We start from the raw sequence: 20,710 nt of genomic DNA, 5'->3' as shown, positions 1-20,710 counted from the left end.
CGCCCCCTCTCCCATAAATGGGAGAGGGGAGACCACCCCCGGTTTGTTGTTTTCTCAAGCCGAAAACGTATGTTCCAACGCCGGGAAGCTGCCGTCTTTCACTGCGGCCACGTAGGCGCGCACGGCGCCTTCGATCGAGGTCTGGCCGTCCATGAAGTTGCGGACGAACTTGGCCTTGCGGCCGGGGTAGATGTTCAGCATGTCCTGCAGCACCAGCACCTGGCCCGAGCAGTCCACGCCGGCGCCGATGCCGATGGTCGGCACCTTCAGCATCGCGGTCACCTCGCCGGCCAGCTTGGCGGGCACGGCTTCCATCAGGATCACCTGCGCGCCGGCCTGCTCCAGCGCCTGGGCCTCGCGCTTCAGTTGCGCGGCGCCGGCCTCGGTCTTGCCCTGCACCTTGAAGCCGCCGAAGGCGTGGACCGATTGCGGCGTCAGGCCGATATGGGCGCACACCGGGATGCTGCGCTCGACCAGGAATTTCACGATGGGCGCCAGCCATTCGCCGCCTTCGAGCTTCACCATCTGCGCGCCGGCGCGCATCAGCGTGGCCGCGCTTTCGAAGGCTTTTTCGGGCGTGGGATAGGTGCCGAACGGCAGGTCCGTCACCAGCAGCGCGGTCTGGTTGCCGCGTGCCACGCATTCGGTGTGATACGCCATGTGTTCCAGCGTGACGGGCAGCGTGGTCTGCTGGCCCTGTATCACATTGCCCAGCGAATCGCCGACCAGGATCATCTCGACGCCGCAGTAGTCGAGCAGTGCGGCGAAGCTGGAATCGTAGGCGGTCAGCATGGCGATCTTGTCGCCGGCGTCACGCATGGCCTGCAGCCTGGGCGCGGTGACGGTCTTGCGGGAGGGGTCGAGGAGGTAACTCATGGCAGTGCCCGTAGGAGTGGCGGCCGTGGGTCGCACGAACAAGCTTCGGCGGCGGCCGTTGTCGTTATCGTGTTGTGCTGCCGGGGGCCTTAGGCGCGTCTTTGCAGCGGCTTTGGAGCAGATCAGCGGGCAGCGAGATTCAGGAAGGCCCTGCGGCCTCGCATGTTCTCGATGCGCGACAGTAGTGTACGGAAATCGTCGTCGTTGTCTACCGGATTGAAGTGGGCGGTATCGACGATCAGCACCGGGGCGTCGTCGTAGCGATGGAACAGTTCGCCGTAGGCGTCGTGCAGCCGTTGCAGATACGTCTCGTCGATGGCGGATTCGCCAGGCAGGCCCCGTCGCAGAATGCGTTCGCGCAGCAGCGACGGCGTAGCCTGCAGCAGGATGACCAGGTCCACGCGCTGCGCGGGCACCTGCAGCCGTGCCGCCAGTGCGTCGTAAAGCGCCAGTTCGTCGGCCTCCAGCGTCAGCGCGGCATAGAGACGGTCGCGTGCGTACAGGAAGTTCGTCATCATGCGCTGGCCGGCAAGCATCGCGGTCTGCCATTGCTGCACCTGGGTGGCGCGCTGGTTCAGGCAGGCCAGCTGCATCGGCAGCGCGTAACGCTGCGGCTCGCGATAGAAGCGTTCGAGGAAGGGATTCTGGCGGGCGCCGTCGGCGAGTTCGCCGGCCCGCAGGTACTGCGCCAGCCGCTGGGCCAGCGCGGACTTTCCCGATCCGACCGGGCCTTCGACGACGATGCGGCGCAGATGGTCGAGCATGCGTCAGGTGCGCGGTGCGCTCAGGACGGGGTGTTGCCTTCCTGCAGGCGCGTGCACTTGCAAGTGGAAAGCTTTTCGATGCGCTGGTCCTGCACGCCCGGCAGGAAGTCCGCTGCCCGGCCGCGGCCGGGAATGTCCAGCGCGGCGTCCAGCTCGATCAGCGGAACCAGCACGAACGCGCGTTCCGTGATGCGCGGATGGGGCACGGTCAGCGCCTCGGTGTTGATCGCTTCGGCGCCGAACAGCAGCAGGTCCAGGTCCAGCGTGCGCGGGGCGTTGCGGAACGGCCGCTCGCGGCCGAACTGGTCTTCGATGTGGTGGCAGATGCGCAGCAGTTGCGACGCCGTGAAGGTCGTCTCGACCTTGACCACGGCGTTGAAGTAGTCGTCGCCGGAGGCGTCGACCGGGGCCGTGCGGTAGAACGACGACCGCGCAACGACCGTGATCCCGACCTGCTGGGCCAGGCACACGATGGCGTCTTTCAACGCCTGGCGCGCATCTCCAAGATTGGCGCCGATGCCGATGAAGGCAAGCGTCATGTTATTCCTCCGGCTGGGCGCGGCGCGGTCCCGGCTCGGGCTGACCTCCATCGGCCCCGTCAGTCGATTGCGCCTCGCTGCGGGAAGACACTTTATCCGATTTCCGCGGACCGCGTCGGCGGCGCCGTTTGCGTGCCGGCGCGTCGCCATCGTGGCCGGTGCCGTCCTCGGCGCCTTCCGCGCCACCGTCGTGGCCGGCGTCCTGGCCGCCGTCGTGGCTCTCACCCGAACCGCCCCTGGAACCCTTGCCGGACTTGCCGCGCGGGGGCCGGGCCGCCTCGATCAGCGCCTCGCGCTCGTCGGGGTGGGCGTTCTGGAAGTCGGTCCACCACTGGCCCACCTCGGCCGGCTGCTCGCCGGCTTCGCAACGCAGTTGCAGGAAGTCGTAACCGGCGCGGAAGCGCGGCGATTCCAGCAGGCGGTACGGCATGCGGCCCACGCGCTTTTCAAAGCGCGGCTGCATGCCCCAGATGTCGCGCATGTCGGTGACAAAGCGGCGCTGGATGGCCAGCTGGCCGGTCTGCTTTTCCAGCACCATGTCCATGGCCGTGTTCAGCGCGGCGATCGGATGCTCGCCTTCGTCGCGCAGCTTGGTCCAACGCTGCAGCACGTGGTGCCACAGCAGCGACGCGAACAGGAAGCCCGGCGACACCGGCTTGCCGGCCTGCACGCGGCGGTCGGTGTTGTCGAGCGCCAGCTGCACGAAACGCTGGCCCATCGGCTGTTCGATGGCCACGTCCAGCAGCGGCAGCAGGCCCTTGTGCAGGCCGGCCTTGCGCAGTTCCTGCAGCGATGCCCAGGCGTGGCCCGACATCAGCAGCTTGAGCATTTCGTCGAACAGGCGCGCGCTGGGCACGTTGTGGATCAGCGGAGCCAGTTCGGCGATCGGCGCACGGGTTTCCTCGTCGATGCCGAAGCCGGTCTTGGCGGCAAAGCGCACCACGCGCAGCATGCGGACGGGGTCCTCGCGGTAGCGCGTGACCGGGTCGCCGATCATGCGCAGCGTCCGGGCGTGCATGTCTTCCATGCCGTGATGGTAGTCATGCACGGTCTGCGCGGCCGGATCGTAGTACATCGCGTTGATGGTGAAGTCGCGGCGTTCGGCGTCTTCGGCCTGCGATCCCCACACGTTGTCGCGCAGCACGCGGCCGCTGGCGTCGATCGCGTGCGTCTTGCTGTCGAGCTCGGCCCGCTTCAGGCGGCGCCCTTCGGGCAGCGTCTCGCTGGCCACGGCGTCCACCAGCGCGCGGAATGTCGAGACCTCGATGATCTCCTGCTCGCGGCCGCCGTAGAACGTCACGTGCACGATCTGGAAGCGGCGGCCAATGATGCGGGAACGGCGGAACAGCGCCTGCACCTGGTCCGGCGTGGCGTTGGTGGCCACGTCGAAATCCTTCGGCTTGATGCCGAGCAGCAGGTCGCGCACGGCGCCGCCCACGATAAAGGCCTGGTACCCGGCCTGCTGCAGCGTGGACGTGACTTTGACCGCGTTGCGCGAGATCAGCGCCGGGTCGATCCTGTGTTCTTCCACGCCAACCACGCGCGGGGTATGGGCGCGGCCCGTGCGGCGCTGTTTCGGCCCCGGCTTGCCCAGCAGCCGGGTGATGAGCTTCTTGATCACGTCAGAACAGGTCCATGATGCGCCAGCCAGCGGCCGCGGCGTGGTTGCGCAGGCGGTCGTCGGGGTTGGCGGCGATCGGCTCGCTGACCTTTTCGAGCAGCGGCAGGTCGTTGGCCGAATCGCTATAGAACGTGGTGGTGCCGAAGTCGTCCCACTTGGCGCCCAGGCTCTTGAGCCAGCTTTCCACGCGGGTGATCTTGCCTTCGCGGAAGCTGGGCACGCCAGCCACTTCGCCGGTGAAGGCGCTCTCGGGCTTGCCGTCGATCGTTTCCGGATCGGTGGCGATCAGGTGCTTGATGCCGAAGGCCTGGGCGATCGGCGCCGTGACAAAGCTGTTGGTGGCCGTCACCACCGCGCACAGGTCGCCGGCTTCCAGGTGCTTGTACACCAGGGCCTTCGCCTGCGGCGTGATCACCGGCTCGATGACCTCGTGCATGAAGCGCACGCGCCATTGGTCCAGCCGGTCGCGCGGGTTGGCCGCCAGCGGGGCCAGCGCAAAGCGCAGGAATTCCTGGATATTGAGCGTCCCAGCCTTGTATTGGCTGTAGAACTCGTCGTTCTTGCGACGATACGATTCCTCGTCGACGACGCCCATGCGGACCAGGAAGCGGCCCCATTCGTGGTCGCTATCGGTCGGGATCAGGGTGTGGTCGAGGTCAAACAGTGCCAGATTCATGGGGCGCGATTTTACATTAAGGTGTCCCGGGCGGTCGGCCGGGCCCGGGGGACGAGCGGGGCGGCGTCTCGCCGGCCCCACCAGGCAAGCGTGCGGGTCCGGCGGCTACTCCCGGAATTCGGCGAACATTTCGCGCAGCAGCGGCAGCGTCACCGCGCGCTTGCGCTCCAGCGAATACATGTCCAGCGCGTCAAGCAGCGCCATCAGGCTGGGCATGTCGCGATAGTGGCGCGTCACGAGCCAGTGCGGGATTTCGGGCGAAAGCTGCAGCCCGCGCTCCTTGGCGGCCTGCACCAGCGCGGCCATCTTGTCCTCGTCGGACAGCGGCTGGAGCTGGTAGACCAGCCCCCAGCCCAGCCGTGTGCGCAGGTCTTCACGTACCGGCATGGCGCGCGGCGCCAGGCTGCCCGCCACCACGAGCGCGCAGCGCACATGGGCGCGCACCTCGTTATAAAGCGAAAAAACGGCGATCTGGCGCGCCTCGTCCAGCAGGTCGACGTTGTCGACGGTATAGATCTGGCACGCCGGGTCGAACATGAAGTCGGCCAGCGCGTGATGCGGGCTCAGGTAGCGGCAGTTCAGGCCGGCGTGGAGCGCGGCGTCGCAGACGGCATGCAGCAGGTGGGTGCGGCCGGAGCCCATGTCGCCCCACAGGTAGAACAGGCGGTCGTTGGCCTGCTCGCGCGCCACCAGGCCGGGCAGGTCGCGCAGGCGCTGCACCGGCTCGCGATTGGCCGACACGAAGAAATTGTCGAACGTGGACGGGGGCGGGCTGCCCAGTTCCAGCGACAGCTGCTTATGACTTTGACGCGGTGACATGACGAATCCGTTACTTGCGCGATGCGTGCCTGCAGTATGCCTAGTGCCGGCCTAGTGCCGATAGAGGTCGCTGGCCAGGTAAACGCGTCGCAGCTGACGCGCGCCGACCAGCAGCACCGCACAGGTTGGCAGTGCCAGCAGCACGCCAAAGAAGCCGAACAGCTGCCCGAACGCCAGCAGCGCGAAGATCACCACCAGCGGATGCAGGCCGATACGCTCGCCCACCAGCCGCGGTGTCAGGTAGAAGCTTTCCACGAATTGGCCGATGCCGTATACCACCGCCACGGCGCCCAGCCCGTACCAGTTGCCGAACTGCAGCAGCGCGGCCAGCACCGCCAGCGTCAGTCCAATGCCGAAACCGATATACGGGATGAACACGGCCAGGCCGGTGAAGATGCCCACCGGGATGCCCACATCGAAGCCTGCCACGGTCAGGCCGATCGAGTAGATCGCGGCCAGGATCACCATGACCAGGATCTGCCCGCGCAGGTACTGGGACAGCAGGGCGTCGGTCTCGGCCGACAGTTCATGCACCTTGGGCACCCAGCGGCGCGGCACCAGGCGCTCGATACGCCGCATGACCATGTGCCAGTCCATCAGCAGGTAGAACATCAGGATCGGCACGATGAACAGCAGCCCGGCCAGTTCGATCAGCGCCGATCCCGACACGCGCACGTAGTCGAACAGCACCTGCATCAGGTCTTCGGGGCTGGCCGCGAAGCGGTTCTGCAGCATGCTGCGCAGGCCGGGGAAGTCGAAGCGCACGCGTACGCCCAGTTCGGCCAGCCGGGGCGCCAGCACGCTGTTGAGCTTCTGCAGCAGCATCGGCACCTGTTCGCGCAATTGCGGGATCTCGCGCTGGAGCACCGCGATCAGCAGCAGCACCAGCAGCACCAGGACCACGCCCAGCAGCCCGATCATCAGCGCCACGCCGATGAAACGCGGCACGCGGCGGCGTTGCAGCCAGTCCACGCCCGGATTGAGGATGTACGAAAAGATGAAGGCCACCAGAAACGGCGTCAGCACGGGCGCCAGCGCCAGAACCACGGCGAACAGGGCGGCGCCGACCACCATCCACAGCAGGATGCGCTTGGTGTCTTGGGAAAGCAGGGGAGCGGTCATCGGAGGGTCCGGCGCGTCATGGTCTGGCAGTGTGGCAGGTGGATTCGTCCGCGATCACTGGTCGCCAGGAGCCTGTATCCGTTAAAATCGCGATTTTACTGGACTCGCGTCCGTGCTCCGTGCCCGATTGGCCTCCCCGGCCCAGGGACTTAGCTAAAAGCGACGGATTCCGCACTTCATCCTCATCCAAGACAAGCAGGTTCTCATGAGCGCATCCCCGACCGCCGGCCAGGCAGGCCTTTCCTACCGCGATGCCGGTGTTGACATCGATGCCGGCGACGCCCTGATCGACCGGATCAAGCCGTTTGCCAAGCGCACCATGCGCGAAGGCGTGATGGCTGGTATCGGCGGATTCGGCGCCCTGTTCGAACTGTCGAAGAAGTACCAGGAGCCGGTGCTGGTATCCGGCACCGACGGCGTGGGCACCAAGCTCAAGCTGGCGTTCCAGCTGAACCGCCACGACACCGTGGGCCAGGACCTGGTGGCCATGAGCGTCAACGACATCCTGGTGCAGGGTGCCGAGCCGCTGTTCTTCCTGGACTATTTCGCCTGCGGCAAGCTGGACGTGGACACCGCCGCCACCGTGATCCAGGGCATCGCCCATGGTTGCGAACTGTCGGGCTGCGCGCTGATCGGCGGCGAAACCGCCGAAATGCCGAGCATGTACCCGGACGGTGAATACGACCTGGCCGGCTTCGCGGTCGGCGCCGTGGAAAAGAAGAAGATCATCGACGGCACCACGATCCGCCCGGGCGACGTGGTGCTGGGCCTGGCCTCGTCGGGTGCACACTCGAACGGTTACTCGCTGGTACGCAAGATCATCGAAGTGGCCAGGCCGGACCTGAATGCCGACTTCCACGGCCAGCGCCTGCAGGACGCCATCATGGCGCCGACGCGCATCTACGTGAAGCCGCTGCTGTCGCTGATCGACACGCTGCCGGTCAAGGGCATGGCCCATATCACCGGCGGCGGCCTGACCGAAAACGTGCCGCGCGTGCTGGCCGACAACCTGACCGCCGTGATCCAGCGCGATGCCTGGACGCTGCCGCCGCTGTTCCAGTGGCTGCAGGCGCAGGGCAACGTGGCCGACGCCGAAATGCACCGCGTGTTCAACTGCGGCATCGGCATGGTCGTGATCGTGGCCCGGGAAGACGCCGAACGCGCCATCCGCCACCTGCAGGCCGCCGGTGAAGCCGTGTGGCAGATCGGCGAAATCCAGGAACGCGCCGAAGGCCAGGCGCAGACCGTGGTGGTCTGATCTGACTGTTTGCTGTTCTCCCCTCTCCCACGACGTGGGAGAGGGGAGCCAACTCCAGGCATTGTTACTCCGTCCCCAGCTTCGTCAACGCATCCCCCGTCACGCGGCAGATGCGCCAGTCCGGCATCACGTCGGCGCCCATCGCCCGGTAGAAATCGATCGACGGCTGGTTCCAGTCCAGCACCGACCACTCGAAGCGGCCGCAGCCGCGTTCCACGGCCAGCGCGGCCAGATGCTTGAGCAGCGCCTTGCCCAGTCCATGCCCGCGCCAGGCGGGCTCGACGAACAGGTCTTCCAGGTACAGGCCAGGTTTGGCCAGGAAGGTCGAGAAGTTGTGGAAGAACAGGGCAAAGCCAACAGCCTGCTTCGCACCATCCTGGTCGACTTCCACGATCACCGCTTCGGCATGGGGCCTGGCCCCGAACAGCGCGTCGCCAATCTTCTGCGGCGTGGCTTCCACCAGATGCGTCAGCTTTTCGTATTCGGCCAGTTCCGAGATCAGGCGGAACAGCGTGGCGCTGTCGGCAGGCGTGGCGGGGCGGATCAGGAAGGCGGTCATCGTCATTCGCTCAAAAAAACGGAAGCGATGATTATCGGTCACCCGGCGCGCGGTCACCAGCCCGCAGCCCGGGCCACCTGCGCGACGTAGTCGGGTGCCAGGGCATCGACGCTGATGCGCTCCGGCGTGCTGCGCAGCCACGTCAGTTGCCGCTTGCAAAGCTGGCGCGTGGCGGCAATGCCGCGCTCGCGCATGGTGGCGGCATCGCAGTCGCCGTCCAGGTATTCCCACACTTGCCGATAGCCAACGCAGCGCATCGAGGGCAGCCCCAGATGCAGGTCGCCGCGCGCGCGCAGCCGCTGCACCTCGTCGATCAGCCCGCCAGCCAGCATCGCGTCGAAGCGGTCGGCGATACGGGTGTGCAGCACTGCGCGGTCCGAGGGCTCCAGCGCAATCACCCGGTAGCGCGCATCGGCCGCCCCCGTGAAGGTCCGCGCATCGGCCTGGCGGGCCAGCAGTGCCGACATCGGCTGGCCGCTGAGCCGGTAGATCTCCAGCGCACGCTGGATGCGCTGCGCATCGTTGGGCGCCAGGCGCGCGGCCGTGACCGGATCGGCTTCGGCCAGCATCGCATGCAGCGCGGGCCAGCCGCGCTCGGCAGCCAGCGCATCGAGTTCGGCGCGCACGGTGGCATCGGCCTGCGGCAGATCGTTCAGGCCCTGCGTCAGCGCCTTGTAATAGAGCATGGTGCCGCCGACGATCAGCGGTGTGTGTCCGCGCGACCGGATCTCGTCGATGAGCCGTTCGGCATCCGTCACGAACTGCGCGGCCGAGTAGCTGTCCAGCGGATCGATGATGTTGATCAGGTGGTGCCGCACGCTGGCCAGTTCGGCCGGCGTGGGCTTGGCCGTGCCGATATCCATCTCGCGATAGACCAGCGCGGAATCGAGGCTGATGATCTCCACCGGGCGGCGCGCGGCCAGCTCCAGCGCGGCAGCGGTCTTGCCGGACGCGGTGGGCCCCAGCAGGCAGACGATCGGCGGAAAGTCGGAAAACTGCGATGACATCATCAAACGGCCAACGGGAAACAGGGGCCTACTGGCCGCGCAGGAACAGGCGGTCGAGTTCGGTCACGGTCAGCTGCACCCAGGTGGGACGGCCATGATTGCACTGGTCGGCGCGTTCGGTCTGTTCCATCTGGCGCAGCAGCGCGTTCATTTCCTCGACGGTCAGCTTGCGATTGGCGCGCACGGCGCTATGGCAGGCCAGCGTGGCCAGCAGTTCGTTCTGACGTTCGGCCAGCACGCGCGAGCCGCCGTAGGACTGCAGGTCGCGCAGCACGTCGCGCGCCAGTGCTTCGGCATCGGCCTGCTTGAGCAGGGCCGGAATGGCGCGCACGGCCAGCGTGGTGGGCGACATTGGGGCGATATCGAAGCCCAGCAGCTGCAGTGTTTCCTGGTGCTCTTCGGCCGCGCCGATTTCCACCGGACTGGCCGGCAGCGTGACCGGAATCAGCAGCGGCTGCACGGCCAGCTGGCGCGCGGCCAGGCCATCCTTGATCTGTTCGTACAGGATGCGTTCGTGCGCGGCGTGCATGTCCACCAGCACCAGCCCGCGCGCGTTCTGCGCCAGCACGTAGATGCCGTGCAACTGGGCGATGGCGTAGCCAAGCGGATGATCGGCCTCGCCCGATTCGGCATCGGCGCCGGGCAGTTCCGGGACGCGCGGCGGCAGGCGGTCCAGCAGGCCGGGCGGGTCGTCGGCACGGGCGGCCTGGGCGTCGGCCAGCCAGGCGGGCGGGCGCGACGACGGCTGCCACGACCCCGGGTTGGCCGATCCCGGCGAGGTGGCGTCACGCACCATGCCCAGATAGGCCTGGCGCGGCTGCGCAATACCCAGTTCGGTCTGGCGGCCCGCCGAGTAGTTGATCCATTGTGGCGCGGCGCCGGGCACCCCGGGGGCGGGCGTGGCCGGGCGCGCGGTGGGCATCGGCATCAGGCCGGCACCGTCGCCGGTATCGGAATGCAGGCTGTCGCCCTGTTCGCCGGCCTGGCGCGCCAGGCAACGCTGCACGGCGTGATAGACAAACTGATGGACCGCGCGCGATTCGCGGAAGCGCACTTCGATCTTCGACGGGTGGACGTTGACGTCGACCAGTTCGGGCGGCAGGTCCAGGCACAGCACGTACGACGGAAAGCGGTCGCCGTGCAGCACGTCCTGGTAGGCGCTGCGCACGGCGTGGTTCAGCAGCTTGTCGCGCACGAAGCGCCCGTTGACGAAGAAGTACTGCTGGTCGGGCCGTCCGCGCGACGCCGTGGGCAGGCCGGCGAAGCCGTACAGGTGCAACGCATCGGCGTCTTCATCCAGCGCCAGCCGCGCCCGCGCGAAGTCGCTGCCGAGCACCTGCGCCGTGCGCGTGGACACGTCGCCGGCATTCCAGTGCTCCAGCGGCTTGCCGTTGTGGTGGACGGAGATCGTGACATCGGGCCGCGCCAGCGCCGCGCGCCGGATCATCTCCAGGCAGTGGCCCAGTTCGGTTTGTTCCGATTTCAGGAACTTTCTACGCGCCGGCGTGTTGAAGTACAGGTGCTGCACGTCAATCATCGTGCCCACGCCGCCCGAGGCCGGCTGCAGCTGGCCGCTGTCGGCGCTGATCTGGGTGGCGTGTGCGGCCGCAGCAGTGCGGCTGGTCAGTACCAGGTGCGAGACCGAGGCTATCGACGCCAGGGCCTCGCCCCGGAAACCGAGCGTCAGGACCGATTCCAGTTCATCGAGCGAGGCGATCTTGCTGGTGGCGTGGCGCATCAGCGCAACGGGCAGTTCGTCGGCGGGAATGCCGCAGCCGTTGTCGGTGATGACAATGCGCCGCACGCCGCCTTCCTCCAGCCGGATACCCAGCTGGGTCGCGCCGGCATCGAGTGCGTTTTCGAGCAGTTCCTTGACCACCGAAGCGGGGCGCTCCACCACCTCGCCAGCCGCAATCTGGCTGATCAGTTGATCCGGCAACGGACGGATCGGGCGGCCAGGCTGGGTGGTGCGAAGGGGGGCTGAGGCGTCAGGCAGGGCGGCGTCGGCAGGCATGCGGGCGATTATACGTGCGGGCGGACACGTTTTCGGCACAAGTCCCGCCAAGAGGTGACGGATTGTCGTAATGGCTCTTGTATGATGGGGGCCTTCTTTGGAGAGAGGCTAATTTGGATACCGTATTGCATCTGATCGACATGGTCCTGCATGTCGACAAATTCCTGGGACAGTTCGTCCTGGACTATGGGGTCTGGGTCTACGGCATCCTGTTTGCCATCGTCTTTGCCGAGACCGGACTGGTGGTGCTGCCGTTCCTGCCGGGCGACTCGCTGCTGTTCATTGCCGGCGCCATGTGCGCGGCAGGCGCCATGAACGAATGGATGCTGGCAGGCCTGCTGTTCGTGGCTGCCGTCACGGGCAACACGGTCAACTACTTCGTGGGCAGCTGGATCGGGCCCAAGGTGTTCGACCAGCACTGGCGCTTCCTGGACCAGCAAGCCCTGCGCAAGACGCACGACTTCTATGAACGCCACGGCGGCAAGACGCTGGTGATGGCGCGCTTCATCCCGATCGTGCGCACCTTCGCGCCGTTCGTGGCGGGCGTGTCGCAGATGACGTTTGCACGCTTCCAGCTGTTCAATGTGATCGGTGCGGCCACGTGGGTGTTCGGCCTGGTGTTCGCCGGGTACTTCTTCGGCAACCTGCCGTTCATCAAGCAGTATCTGAACCTGATCGTGCTGGCCGGTATCGGCGCGGCCGTGGTGCCGCTGGTGCTGGGGGGGCTGTGGAAGCTGGTGCGCGGCAAGGGCCGCACGCGCGCCCCGGCCGACCGCTAAGGCGGCGCATTGCCCTGAACGCCGCGGCCGGACGTCAGCTCAGGCTGCGGCTCATCATGCGCAGGGCTGGCATGCGGTCGCGGATCTGCGTGGTGTCGGCGGCGTCGGGCCGCGCCTGGACATAGGCTTCCAGGTCTTCCAGCGCCGGCCGGAAGCACTCCAGGTTGGCATATGCCAGGCCGCGATCGCGGACTTCCTCGATCGAATCGGGCAGCAGGATCACCAGCCGGTTCTGCACCGCCAGCAGCCGCTGCCAGCGCGATTCCTGCAGATAGATGGCCTTCAGGTTGCGCAGCATGCGCGCCACGATCTCGCGATGGCCGGCCACCTGCAGGAACAGCCCCAGCGGCACTTCATTCGACCCCGTGATGCCCTCGCGCTCCAGGAACGGGTCGAGCATTTCCTGCAACTGTTCCTTTGACAGCGTTTCGCCAGTCAGCGGGTCGAGCACGACCTCGCCGGCGGGAATCGTCATGCGCACCAGGAAATGGTTCGGAAACGACACGCCCTTGAGCGGCAGGCCGATCTGCTGGCCCAGCTCCATGTACAGCACGGCCAGCGAGATCGGAATGCCCCGGCGCTGCTTGAGCACCACGTTCAGGTACGAATTGTCCGGGTCGTAGTAATCGTTGGCGTTGGGTCCGAAGCCCAGGTCGCGGTAGAAGAAATGGTTTAGCAGGCGCAGGCGCTGGATGGCGGGCGTGCCTTCGGCGATCCGCCGCTTGAGGCGCACCGCCAGTACGTCGAGGGCGGCCAGTTCGGCTTGCAGGTCCAGGTCAGGGTAGGCGTCCTGGGCAATCGCAAGCGCGGTTTCGGTGAGCGGGATCGCATCGTCGTCGGCCACGAGGCTGGCGAAGTAATCCAGGACTTTCGTGGAGGTCATGGGGCGGTGTTCCTGACTAGCCGGCGCGGCGCCGGAAGGCTGCGTAGCGCAGGCCCATGAGCCACAGTGTACCGAAGTAGACCGCCGCTGCAAGTACCAGGCAGGCGGCCATCAGCGCGATGCGCAGCCACGGCGTGGCACCCATCGCCACCCAGTCGAAATTGCGTGAGAACCACAGCAGCATGCCGGACAGGATCAGCATGGCCGCCGCCAGCCGCAGCAGGAACATGCCCCAGCCCGGCGCCGGACGGTAGAAGCCGCGCCGGCGCAAACCGAAGAACAGCAGCAGCGCGTTGACGGTGGCGCCAAAGCTGATCGACAGCGGCAGGCCGGCATGGCCCAGCACCGGCACGAACACGAAGTTGGACAGCTGCGTGATGACCAGCACCAGGATCGCGATCTTGACCGGGGTGCGGATGTCCTGCCGCGCATAGAAGCCCGGCGTCAGGATCTTGATGAGAATCAGCGCCAGCAGGCCCACGCCATAGGTGCCCAGCGCCTGACGCGTCATCTCCACCGCGTGGGCGTCGAAGCGGCCATAGTTGAACAGCACCGATGTCAGCGGCGTGCCGAACAGCATCAGCCCGGCCGCGCAGGGCAGGGCCAGCAGGAAGGTCAGCCGCAGGCCCCAGTCGAGCAGGCCCGAGTATTCCTCGCGGTTGTCGTTGGCGTTGGCGCGCGACAGGCTCGGCAGCAGGATGGTGCCCAGCGCCACGCCCAGCAGCGCCGTCGGGAACTCCATCAGGCGGTCTGCATAGGTGATGTACGACACGGCGCCGGCCCCCAGGCGCGATGCGATATTCGTATTGATGATCAGGCTGATCTGGGCCACCGACACGGCCAGCAGGGCCGGCGCCATCTGCTTGACCACGCGCCGCACGCCGGGATTGGACCAGGCCTGGCGCAGGTCCAGCGAAATCCGCGGCAGCACGCCCAGACGACGCATGGCCGGCACCTGGATGGCCAGTTGCAGCACGCCGCCGATCAGCACGCCCCACGCCTGCGCATAGATCGGCTGCTTCAGGTGCGGCCCCACCCAGACCGCGGCCACGATCAGGCAGAGATTGAGCAGCACGGGCGTGAAGGCGGGCACCGCGAAGTTGCGCCAGCTGTTCAGGATGCCGGAGGCCAGGGCCACCATCGAGATCAGGCCGATGTACGGAAACATCACGCGCGTCATGAACACCGCCGAGTCGTAGGTTTCGGCGTCGCCCCGGAAGCCCGTGGCCACCACGGTCATGACGATCGGCGCGGCGATCACGCCCACCAGCGAAACGGCGGCCAGCACCCAGGCCATCACCGTGGCCACGGCGTCGATCAGCAGATGCGTCTCGGCGTCGCCGCGCTTGCCGTGGTATTCGTTCAGGATCGGCACGAAGGCCTGCGAGAAGGCCCCTTCGCCAAAGATGCGGCGCAGCATGTTGGGGATGCGGAACGCCACGTTGAAGGCGTCGGTCATGTCCGAAGCGCCGAAGGCCCGGGCAATCAGGATTTCGCGCATCAGGCCCGTGATGCGCGACAGCATCGTCAGGCCACTGATGGTGGCAAGGGCTTTGAGAAGGTTCAAGGTGGTAGTCGGGGAAAGCTTCAGGCCGTCCGGCCGCTGCGCAGCCCGGGCGGAATGCGGTTCAGACGCCCGTTTGGCCCCAAAAGTTGCCGCGGCGCCACGGTCTGCGGCCAGGCGGCGCCGGATGTGGCGCTTATTATACGGATCGGCCGATGTTGGGCGACCGTCAGCGCGGGTATACGAATCGCCCTTGCCTGTCCCGCCAGCATGTGTGTATAATCGCCGATTCGCAAGGACAGTCGCGTCCAGGATTCGTTTGTCGAAACATCCCGGGTCGCACGATGTGACTTAATTGTTGCGTCCCAAATTATTGCGTCGCCCCGGGCGCGCATTCTGAATTCAGGAAGAGATACATGGCAAATTCCGCACAAGCTCGCAAGCGCGCGCGCCAAGCCGTCGCCGCGAACGCCCACAATTCCAGCCTGCGCTCGCGTCTGCGCACCGCCGTCAAGGCAGTTCGCAAGGCGATCGACGCCGGCGACAAGGCTGCAGCTGCTGAAATCTTCAAGCAGTCGCAAACGATCATCGACAGCATTGCTGACAAGAAGATCGTGCACAAGAACAAGGCCGCACGTCACAAGTCGCGCCTGTCGGCCGCCATCAAGGGCATGGCCGCCTGAGTCTGCCTGGGCCACCCCGGTGGCCTGCAGAAAGAAAAGCTCGTCTTCGGACGGGCTTTTTTGTTTTCTGGCGCGTTGCTGTCGCTGGCTTGGCCGCGTGCGGCCGGCCAACAAAAAACCCGGCGCCGGCCGGGTTTCTTCATGTGGGGTGCGTCGACTTCGGTGTCAGTGTTCGACCGAGCAGGCTTCCACCACCTGGAGGTTGTTGTCGCGGGCGAAGTTCAGGACGAAATCGAGCGCCTTGGGCTCGATGTCGCGCAGCCGGGTATCGACCACCACGTTCTTGACGCCAGCTACGATCACCGGACGCACATATGGCGAGTAGGTCAGGCGGGGATCGCCGGTATCGCCTTCGGGGCGGAATTGCGCCATCACGCCGCACAGCCGCTCGGCCCAGTCGCTGGGGCGGAAGGTCTTGCCTTCCTTCGTAACGCCTTGGATGAAATATTCGCGGACTTGGGGGGTGGTCATGGGACTGCGGGGATTCTGCTTGGTGACTCGACGGTAAACCCGCTTCAACGGGCGCACCGTTTGACGCATCCGGCGGGCGAATGGTTCGCGCGCATCCGGACATGACCAGCGGGGCGTGGTGTCGGCGGGGGCACTTTTGATGCCGGCGGCGGGCTGTTGGCATGGGTATGCCGGGCCCCGCGTGAATCAGCGAGTATTATATCTTATATAAGACCTGCGCATAAGGCTGAATCCTGTCGGAAACCTGTCAGTGACCGCCGGATGGCGCGCCAGTGCCGCCTCTGGAGGTTAACGGACCGGGCTCGCCAAAGCTGGAATAATCCCTTATGATCTTTGCAATTACATTGCGTAAGCGACGCGAAAGGCGGCTCCGCGACACGCTCCGGCCCTCATGGATTGCACTTCCGCGCAATCGGGCTGCGTGTCCCAAGCGAGCCGCCTTCTTTGTTTTATGAGCCCAACCCCGATCAAGCATTACCTCCAGTTCAGCGACCTCGGTGCCGACGAGTACGCGTACCTGCTGGACCGCGCGAGGATCCTGAAGGCGAAGTTCAAGAACTACGAAACATGGCACCCGCTGCACGACCGCACGCTGGCCATGATCTTCGAAAAGAATTCCACGCGTACGCGCCTGTCGTTCGAGGCCGGTGTCCACCAGCTGGGTGGCCATGCGGTGTTCCTGAACACGCGCGATTCGCAGCTGGGCCGTGGCGAGCCGATCGAGGATGCCGCGCAGGTAATCTCGCGCATGGTCGACATCATCATGATCCGCACCTACGGCCAGGACATCATCGACCGCTTTGCCGCGCATTCGCGCGTGCCGGTGATCAACGGGCTGACCAACGAATACCACCCCTGCCAGGTGCTGGCCGATATCTTCACGTATATCGAGCAGCGCGGCAGCATTGCCGGCAAGACCGTGGCTTGGATCGGCGACGCCAACAACATGGCGTACACCTGGATCCAGGCGGCCGAGCGGCTCGACTTCACGTTCACGTTCTCGGCGCCCCCGGGCTACCAGCTGGACCCGGCCATGGTGCCGGCATCGGCCGCGCCGCGCGTGAAGGTGTTCGCCAATCCGCTGGAAGCCTGCCAGGGCGCGCACCTGGTGACCACCGATGTCTGGACCAGCATGGGCTTCGAGGCCGAGAACGAAGCGCGCAAGCGCGCGTTCAAGGACTGGATGGTGACCACGGCGATGATGGACTGCGCCGCGGACGATGCACTGTTCATGCACTGCCTGCCGGCGCACCGTGGCGAGGAAGTGGAAGCCGCCGTCATCGACGGCCCGCGCAGCGTGGTCTGGGAAGAAGCCGAGAACCGCCTGCACGTGCAGAAGGCGCTGATGGAATACCTGCTCTGCGGCCGCTACTGAGCCGCCGCTGGAGCCAATGAAAGGGGGCCGCGATGGCTCCCTTTTTTACGTCTTTACGAACCGCAAGATCCGAGGAGATTGAGATGAGCCAGTTCGACAATGTGTCGGTCGTCAAGAAGGCCAACCTGTATTTCGATGGCAAGTGCGTGAGCCACACGGTGCTGTTTGCCGATGGCACGCGCAAGACGCTGGGCGTGATCTTTCCGGCTGCGCTGACGTTCAGCACGGGCGCGCCGGAAGTCATGGAAATCAACGCGGGCAGCTGCCGCGTGCGCCTGGCCGGCTCGGAAGAATGGAAGACCTACGGCGCGGGCCAGCAGTTCGACGTGCCGAGCAACAGCAGCTTCGACATCGAAGTGACCGACACGCTGGACTACGTCTGCCACTTCGCTTGAGCTTTGGCTTAAGCTGCACGGTTTTCTCCCCTCTCCCACTACGCGGGAGAGAGGAGAAGTACACCCTTCAAAGGATCACCGGTTCCGGCTCGATCCTGACGCCAAAGCGCGCCTGGACCGTATCCGCGATGCGGTCCGCCAGCTTCAGCAGCGCGGCGCCCGTGCCGCCGCCGTGATGTACCAGCACCAGCGCCTGCTTGCCGTAGACGCCCACCGGGCCGTCGTCCAGGCCCTTGAAGCCGCACTGGTCGATCAGCCAGCCCGCCGCCAGCTTGTAGCGACCGTCGGGCTGGGGATAGCTGACCAGCGCCGGATGCTCGGCCACCAGCGCATCGCGCTGCGCCGCTTCCACCACCGGATTCTTGAAGAACGAGCCCGCGTTGCCGATCTGTGCCGGATCGGGCAGCTTGCGCGAGCGGATGGCGATGACGGCATCCCGCACCTGTGCGGCGCTGGGTGATGCAATGTGTTGCAGTTCGCGCGCCAGTTCGCCGTAGTTGAGGACTGGCTGCCAGGTCTTCGGCAGCCGCAGCGTGACGGCCGTGATGATGTAGCGGTCGCGGCCTTCGCGCTTGAACAGGCTGTCGCGGTAGCCGAACGCGCAGGCGTCCAGGTCCAGCGTGACGAATTCGCGTGCCTGGCGATCGTAGGCGCGCAGCCGTGCAAAGCGGTCCCGCAATTCCACGCCATAGGCGCCGATGTTCTGGATCGGAGCGGCGCCGGCCGTGCCCGGGATCAGGGCCAGGTTTTCGAGGCCCGGCACGCCGTCGGCAACCGTGCGGCTCACCAGGCCGTGCCAGTTTTCGCCGGCACCGGCCGTCACCAGCCAGTCGGCGCGGCCTGCGCTGACGTCCTCGGCGATGTCGTAGCCCGGGATTTCCATCAGCAGCACGCAGGCGTCGAGATCGCCGGTCAGCACGACGTTGCTGCCACCCCCGAGCACCACCACCGGCATCCCGGCCGCGCGCGGGTCCGACAGGGCCGAAACCAGGTCCGATTCGCTGCGAATATGCGCCGCCAGACGCGCACGCGCATCGAACCCGAATGTATTGTGGGTGCGCAGGGGATAAAATTCGTAAAAATCTGCCATGAAGGACGGGGAAAGCACCCCGGACCGGGGCAGGCCAAGATTATACGTAACCGCATGAACGGGCCGCCGGGGCAAACGGCGCGCCGTGCAAGACCAGGAGAATCGATATGCCGTCGTTTGACGTAGTGTGTGAAGCCAATATGGTGGAAGTGAAGAACGCCGTGGAACAGGCCAACAAGGAAATCTCCACGCGTTTCGACTTCAAGGGGTCCGACGCCCGCGTCGAGCAGAAGGAAGGCGAACTGACCGCGTTTGCCGATGATGACTTCAAGCTCGGCCAGGTCAAGGACGTGATGATCAACAAGATGGCCAAGCGCAATGTGGACGTGCGCTTCCTGGACTACGGCAAGGTCGAGAAGATCAGCGGCGACAAGGTCAAGCAGGTCATCACGATCAAGAAGGGCGTGACCGGCGACCTGTCGAAGAAAATCGTGCGCATGATCAAGGACAGCAAGATCAAGGTGCAGGCCAGCATCCAGGGCGACGCCGTGCGCGTGACGGGCACCAAGCGCGACGACCTGCAGTCGGTGATCGCGCTGCTGCGCAAGGACGTCAGCGAGGCGCCCCTGGACTTCAACAACTTCCGCGACTAGGAAGCACGATCGAACCGGGAATGGCTACTGCCCCTGCCGCGCTTGCGGCAGGCCGCCGATCTTTGCGCCGGGCTTGATGCCCTTCTGCGCAAACCAGCCCTTGTTCATCTCCAGCGCGTAGCGCACGGCCGCACGCGGGCAGTGGTTGTCCTCGGTCTGGGGCTTCATGTCCTCGATGTTCACGATGCTGCCGTCATCGGCCAGGAAGGCGATGGAAAGCGGCAGGTCCGTGTTGCGCATCCAGAAGCAGTGCCCGGCCTTTTCCTCGAACACGAACAGCATGCCGGCGTTGGCGGGCATCGACTTGCGGAACATCAAGCCGCGCTCGCGCGCTTCGGACGATGCCGCCACTTCGGCCTGGATGGCGTACATGCCGGCGGTCAGCGGGATGACAGGCAGCGCGGACTGCGCGTGGGCCAGGCTCGTCAGCGCGGCGGCGCCCACGGCCATCAGGGTCTTGAACACGGGATGCATGGCGGATCTTGTCGTTGGGGGTCTTGCTGCAGGCGAGAGCATAGCGCAGCCATGCCGGCCGTGCCGAAAACGCCGGACATGAAAAAAGGCAGGTCGCATGGGCGCCTGCCTTTCTACAGACGCGCGGAAGGTGTCCGCGCGCAGGGTCGCCTTACTGGGCGGCCGGTGCCGAAGCTTCCGCCTTCTTGGCGTGGTGCTTGGTCGACGAATGCTTGTGGTGGGTGGACTTCGCGGGCTTCGCGGCTTCCTTGGCGGCCGGCGCAGCGTCAGCAGCGGGAGCCGAAGCTTGCGCGAAAGCGCCGGTAGCGAACAGGCCAACAACCAGGGCAGCGATCAGTTTTTTCATTGCGAGTACCTCAGAAATGTATCCAGTATTTGGAGGGTTCGACGCGCGTAGACGTGTCACTCGCAAAAACGAAACGCCATCTTTTGCCGTTGACGTCATGTTTAACACTATTTGTAACTGCGTTTTACCGGCGTCTGGGCACATGTATTGCGCCACGGACATGTGACGGGCGGGATGGAAGTCCCAGTGCGCGGACATCCACCTCGCCCCATTGCCCCGGCATCAGGCCAAGCGCGGGCAGCGACAGGCCGCCGATGGCTACCCGGATCAGCCGAAGCGTGGGAAAGCCCACGGCGGCCGTCATCCGCCGCACCTGGCGATTCTTGCCTTCGCGAATCTGCAGTTCGACCCAGGTGGTGGGAATGGCCGCGCGATACCGGATCGGCGGATCGCGATCCCATAGCCAGGCAGGCGCATCGACCACGCGCACAGCAGCCGGCAGCGTCGTGAAATCGCCAAGATCCACGCCCCCGCGCAGGCGGGCCAGCGCGGCATCGTCGGGCATGCCCTCCACCTGCGCCAGATAGGTCTTGGCCAGCTTGTGCTTCGGGTCGGCGATGCGCGTCTGGAGCGCGCCGTCGTCGGTCAGCAGCAGCAGGCCTTCACTGTCCGCGTCGAGGCGTCCGGCCGGGTAGACGCCGGGTATGTCGACGCAGTCGGCCAGCGTCGCCCGCGACGGATGCGCGGAGAACTGGCTCATCATCTGGAAGGGCTTGTTGAGGGCGATCAAGGTCATGGCCGCGCATTATCCACCAGTGCCGCCATGGCCGGCGCGCAAAGGTTGGCGCGCGCCATCGCTTTATGCATAATATACAGATAGTCTTATGTCTTATATAAGACTGCTATGCGATGTGGCACACCG

General features: G+C 65.8%; 23 protein-coding genes. 6 read left to right on the top strand and 17 right to left on the bottom strand.

The window, feature by feature from the left end; genetic code table 11:
* Positions 1 to 54 precede the first annotated feature (54 nt).
* The 7 genes from panB to AC3FJ6_RS04045 all read right to left on the bottom strand — a co-directional run bounded on the left by panB (position 55) and on the right by AC3FJ6_RS04045 (position 6,417).
* A complete protein-coding gene (gene panB / locus AC3FJ6_RS04075) occupies positions 55 to 876 on the bottom strand; it encodes a 3-methyl-2-oxobutanoate hydroxymethyltransferase (RefSeq protein WP_488770760.1) in 822 nt (273 codons plus the stop codon).
* A 122-nt stretch (positions 877 to 998) separates the two neighbouring features.
* Positions 999 to 1,640 carry a deoxynucleoside kinase gene (locus AC3FJ6_RS04070; RefSeq protein WP_488770759.1) on the bottom strand — a complete coding sequence of 214 codons (642 nt, stop codon included), beginning with the start codon at positions 1,638 to 1,640 and terminating at the stop codon, positions 999 to 1,001.
* Positions 1,641 to 1,660: 20 nt separating this feature from the next.
* Positions 1,661 to 2,179, bottom strand: coding sequence for a 2-amino-4-hydroxy-6-hydroxymethyldihydropteridine diphosphokinase (folK, locus tag AC3FJ6_RS04065; RefSeq protein ID WP_400391420.1), 519 nt, complete (start codon positions 2,177 to 2,179; stop codon positions 1,661 to 1,663).
* Between the two features lies 1 nt (position 2,180).
* Complete coding sequence (pcnB, locus tag AC3FJ6_RS04060) at positions 2,181 to 3,800, bottom strand: polynucleotide adenylyltransferase PcnB (protein WP_488770758.1); 1,620 nt, start codon at positions 3,798 to 3,800, stop codon at positions 2,181 to 2,183.
* A gap of 1 nt (position 3,801) precedes the next feature.
* On the bottom strand, positions 3,802 to 4,476 hold the full coding sequence (locus AC3FJ6_RS04055) for a histidinol-phosphatase (protein WP_153947324.1): 675 nt from the start codon (positions 4,474 to 4,476) through the stop codon (positions 3,802 to 3,804).
* Positions 4,477 to 4,581: 105 nt separating this feature from the next.
* Positions 4,582 to 5,295, bottom strand: a complete 714-nt coding sequence (hda, locus tag AC3FJ6_RS04050; protein WP_153947325.1) for a DnaA regulatory inactivator Hda — start codon at positions 5,293 to 5,295, stop codon at positions 4,582 to 4,584.
* Positions 5,296 to 5,346: 51 nt separating this feature from the next.
* Positions 5,347 to 6,417: an AI-2E family transporter gene (locus tag AC3FJ6_RS04045; protein ID WP_488770757.1), complete on the bottom strand. Its 1,071-nt coding sequence runs from the start codon at positions 6,415 to 6,417 to the stop codon at positions 5,347 to 5,349.
* Positions 6,418 to 6,622: 205 nt separating this feature from the next.
* Here AC3FJ6_RS04045 and purM point away from each other — a divergent pair, with 205 nt between their 5' ends.
* Complete coding sequence (gene purM, locus AC3FJ6_RS04040) at positions 6,623 to 7,675, top strand: phosphoribosylformylglycinamidine cyclo-ligase (protein WP_488770756.1); 1,053 nt, start codon at positions 6,623 to 6,625, stop codon at positions 7,673 to 7,675.
* A gap of 64 nt (positions 7,676 to 7,739) precedes the next feature.
* On the opposite strand, the gene AC3FJ6_RS04035 is transcribed toward purM, so the two are convergent.
* From AC3FJ6_RS04035 to mutL, 3 genes are read right to left on the bottom strand one after another with little or no spacing between them, the layout of a single operon-like run.
* A complete protein-coding gene (locus AC3FJ6_RS04035; protein WP_488770755.1) occupies positions 7,740 to 8,234 on the bottom strand; it encodes a GNAT family N-acetyltransferase in 495 nt (164 codons plus the stop codon).
* A gap of 53 nt (positions 8,235 to 8,287) precedes the next feature.
* Positions 8,288 to 9,244: a tRNA (adenosine(37)-N6)-dimethylallyltransferase MiaA gene (miaA, locus tag AC3FJ6_RS04030; protein WP_488770754.1), complete on the bottom strand. Its 957-nt coding sequence runs from the start codon at positions 9,242 to 9,244 to the stop codon at positions 8,288 to 8,290.
* 25 nt (positions 9,245 to 9,269) lie between these two features.
* Positions 9,270 to 11,255, bottom strand: a complete 1,986-nt coding sequence (gene mutL, locus AC3FJ6_RS04025; protein ID WP_488770753.1) for a DNA mismatch repair endonuclease MutL — start codon at positions 11,253 to 11,255, stop codon at positions 9,270 to 9,272.
* A gap of 140 nt (positions 11,256 to 11,395) precedes the next feature.
* Between mutL and AC3FJ6_RS04020 the strand changes: the two genes are divergently transcribed.
* Positions 11,396 to 12,034 (top strand): VTT domain-containing protein, encoded by a 639-nt coding sequence (locus AC3FJ6_RS04020; RefSeq protein WP_175459959.1) that lies wholly within the window; start codon positions 11,396 to 11,398, stop codon positions 12,032 to 12,034.
* Positions 12,035 to 12,068: 34 nt separating this feature from the next.
* Here the strand turns inward: AC3FJ6_RS04020 and AC3FJ6_RS04015 are convergent, their stop codons facing one another.
* Positions 12,069 to 12,917 carry a SirB1 family protein gene (locus tag AC3FJ6_RS04015; RefSeq protein ID WP_400392984.1) on the bottom strand — a complete coding sequence of 283 codons (849 nt, stop codon included), beginning with the start codon at positions 12,915 to 12,917 and terminating at the stop codon, positions 12,069 to 12,071.
* 16 nt (positions 12,918 to 12,933) lie between these two features.
* Positions 12,934 to 14,484 (bottom strand): murein biosynthesis integral membrane protein MurJ, encoded by a 1,551-nt coding sequence (gene murJ / locus AC3FJ6_RS04010; RefSeq protein ID WP_488770752.1) that lies wholly within the window; start codon positions 14,482 to 14,484, stop codon positions 12,934 to 12,936.
* A 353-nt stretch (positions 14,485 to 14,837) separates the two neighbouring features.
* Here murJ and rpsT point away from each other — a divergent pair, with 353 nt between their 5' ends.
* A complete protein-coding gene (rpsT, locus tag AC3FJ6_RS04005; RefSeq protein WP_066732116.1) occupies positions 14,838 to 15,104 on the top strand; it encodes a 30S ribosomal protein S20 in 267 nt (88 codons plus the stop codon).
* A gap of 165 nt (positions 15,105 to 15,269) precedes the next feature.
* Here rpsT and AC3FJ6_RS04000 read toward each other — a convergent pair whose 3' ends face one another.
* Positions 15,270 to 15,575: a DUF3579 domain-containing protein gene (locus tag AC3FJ6_RS04000; RefSeq protein WP_092601779.1), complete on the bottom strand. Its 306-nt coding sequence runs from the start codon at positions 15,573 to 15,575 to the stop codon at positions 15,270 to 15,272.
* 451 nt (positions 15,576 to 16,026) lie between these two features.
* Here AC3FJ6_RS04000 and argF point away from each other — a divergent pair, with 451 nt between their 5' ends.
* Together argF and ppnP are read left to right on the top strand one after the other, a co-directional pair.
* Positions 16,027 to 16,950, top strand: coding sequence for an ornithine carbamoyltransferase (argF, locus tag AC3FJ6_RS03995; RefSeq protein WP_400392980.1), 924 nt, complete (start codon positions 16,027 to 16,029; stop codon positions 16,948 to 16,950).
* An 83-nt stretch (positions 16,951 to 17,033) separates the two neighbouring features.
* Entirely contained in the window at positions 17,034 to 17,345 is a 312-nt protein-coding gene (ppnP, locus tag AC3FJ6_RS03990) for a pyrimidine/purine nucleoside phosphorylase (protein ID WP_488770751.1), read from the top strand.
* Between the two features lie 67 nt (positions 17,346 to 17,412).
* On the opposite strand, the gene murB is transcribed toward ppnP, so the two are convergent.
* Positions 17,413 to 18,435 carry a UDP-N-acetylmuramate dehydrogenase gene (gene murB / locus AC3FJ6_RS03985; protein ID WP_488770750.1) on the bottom strand — a complete coding sequence of 341 codons (1,023 nt, stop codon included), beginning with the start codon at positions 18,433 to 18,435 and terminating at the stop codon, positions 17,413 to 17,415.
* Positions 18,436 to 18,542: 107 nt separating this feature from the next.
* On the opposite strand from murB, the gene AC3FJ6_RS03980 reads away from it, so the two are divergent.
* Positions 18,543 to 19,028 carry a YajQ family cyclic di-GMP-binding protein gene (locus AC3FJ6_RS03980; protein ID WP_092601771.1) on the top strand — a complete coding sequence of 162 codons (486 nt, stop codon included), beginning with the start codon at positions 18,543 to 18,545 and terminating at the stop codon, positions 19,026 to 19,028.
* A 24-nt stretch (positions 19,029 to 19,052) separates the two neighbouring features.
* On the opposite strand, the gene AC3FJ6_RS03975 is transcribed toward AC3FJ6_RS03980, so the two are convergent.
* The 3 genes from AC3FJ6_RS03975 to AC3FJ6_RS03965 all read right to left on the bottom strand — a co-directional run bounded on the left by AC3FJ6_RS03975 (position 19,053) and on the right by AC3FJ6_RS03965 (position 20,584).
* Entirely contained in the window at positions 19,053 to 19,502 is a 450-nt protein-coding gene (locus AC3FJ6_RS03975) for a DUF192 domain-containing protein (protein ID WP_488770749.1), read from the bottom strand.
* A 151-nt stretch (positions 19,503 to 19,653) separates the two neighbouring features.
* Positions 19,654 to 19,848 carry a hypothetical protein gene (locus AC3FJ6_RS03970; protein ID WP_066732106.1) on the bottom strand — a complete coding sequence of 65 codons (195 nt, stop codon included), beginning with the start codon at positions 19,846 to 19,848 and terminating at the stop codon, positions 19,654 to 19,656.
* 124 nt (positions 19,849 to 19,972) lie between these two features.
* Complete coding sequence (locus AC3FJ6_RS03965) at positions 19,973 to 20,584, bottom strand: pseudouridine synthase (RefSeq protein WP_488770748.1); 612 nt, start codon at positions 20,582 to 20,584, stop codon at positions 19,973 to 19,975.
* Positions 20,585 to 20,710 lie beyond the last annotated feature (126 nt).

Source organism: Cupriavidus sp. 94F1 (assembly GCF_057798875.1).
Note: the sequence above shows the minus strand (reverse complement) of the source record. Positions and strands in the feature narration are given on the sequence as shown.

Bases quoted from the DNA above. Each gene is read 5' to 3' on its own strand.
- folK (WP_400391420.1), bottom strand. From the start codon at position 2,179: ATGACGCTTGCCTTCATCGGCATCGGCGCCAATCTTGGAGATGCGCGC.
- argF (WP_400392980.1), top strand. From the start codon at position 16,027: ATGAGCCCAACCCCGATCAAGCATTACCTCCAGTTCAGCGACCTCGGT.
- purM (WP_488770756.1), top strand. From the start codon at position 6,623: ATGAGCGCATCCCCGACCGCCGGCCAGGCAGGCCTTTCCTACCGCGAT.
- AC3FJ6_RS04020 (WP_175459959.1), top strand. From the start codon at position 11,396: ATGGTCCTGCATGTCGACAAATTCCTGGGACAGTTCGTCCTGGACTAT.
- miaA (WP_488770754.1), bottom strand. From the start codon at position 9,244: ATGATGTCATCGCAGTTTTCCGACTTTCCGCCGATCGTCTGCCTGCTG.
- ppnP (WP_488770751.1), top strand. From the start codon at position 17,034: ATGAGCCAGTTCGACAATGTGTCGGTCGTCAAGAAGGCCAACCTGTAT.
- murB (WP_488770750.1), bottom strand. From the start codon at position 18,435: ATGGCAGATTTTTACGAATTTTATCCCCTGCGCACCCACAATACATTC.
- AC3FJ6_RS03965 (WP_488770748.1), bottom strand. From the start codon at position 20,584: ATGACCTTGATCGCCCTCAACAAGCCCTTCCAGATGATGAGCCAGTTC.
- AC3FJ6_RS04045 (WP_488770757.1), bottom strand. From the start codon at position 6,417: ATGACCGCTCCCCTGCTTTCCCAAGACACCAAGCGCATCCTGCTGTGG.
- AC3FJ6_RS04070 (WP_488770759.1), bottom strand. From the start codon at position 1,640: ATGCTCGACCATCTGCGCCGCATCGTCGTCGAAGGCCCGGTCGGATCG.
- AC3FJ6_RS03980 (WP_092601771.1), top strand. From the start codon at position 18,543: ATGCCGTCGTTTGACGTAGTGTGTGAAGCCAATATGGTGGAAGTGAAG.
- AC3FJ6_RS03975 (WP_488770749.1), bottom strand. From the start codon at position 19,502: ATGCATCCCGTGTTCAAGACCCTGATGGCCGTGGGCGCCGCCGCGCTG.
- hda (WP_153947325.1), bottom strand. From the start codon at position 5,295: ATGTCACCGCGTCAAAGTCATAAGCAGCTGTCGCTGGAACTGGGCAGC.
- panB (WP_488770760.1), bottom strand. From the start codon at position 876: ATGAGTTACCTCCTCGACCCCTCCCGCAAGACCGTCACCGCGCCCAGG.
- AC3FJ6_RS04035 (WP_488770755.1), bottom strand. From the start codon at position 8,234: ATGACCGCCTTCCTGATCCGCCCCGCCACGCCTGCCGACAGCGCCACG.
- AC3FJ6_RS04055 (WP_153947324.1), bottom strand. From the start codon at position 4,476: ATGAATCTGGCACTGTTTGACCTCGACCACACCCTGATCCCGACCGAT.
- mutL (WP_488770753.1), bottom strand. From the start codon at position 11,255: ATGCCTGCCGACGCCGCCCTGCCTGACGCCTCAGCCCCCCTTCGCACC.
- AC3FJ6_RS04000 (WP_092601779.1), bottom strand. From the start codon at position 15,575: ATGACCACCCCCCAAGTCCGCGAATATTTCATCCAAGGCGTTACGAAG.
- AC3FJ6_RS03970 (WP_066732106.1), bottom strand. From the start codon at position 19,848: ATGAAAAAACTGATCGCTGCCCTGGTTGTTGGCCTGTTCGCTACCGGC.
- rpsT (WP_066732116.1), top strand. From the start codon at position 14,838: ATGGCAAATTCCGCACAAGCTCGCAAGCGCGCGCGCCAAGCCGTCGCC.
- AC3FJ6_RS04015 (WP_400392984.1), bottom strand. From the start codon at position 12,917: ATGACCTCCACGAAAGTCCTGGATTACTTCGCCAGCCTCGTGGCCGAC.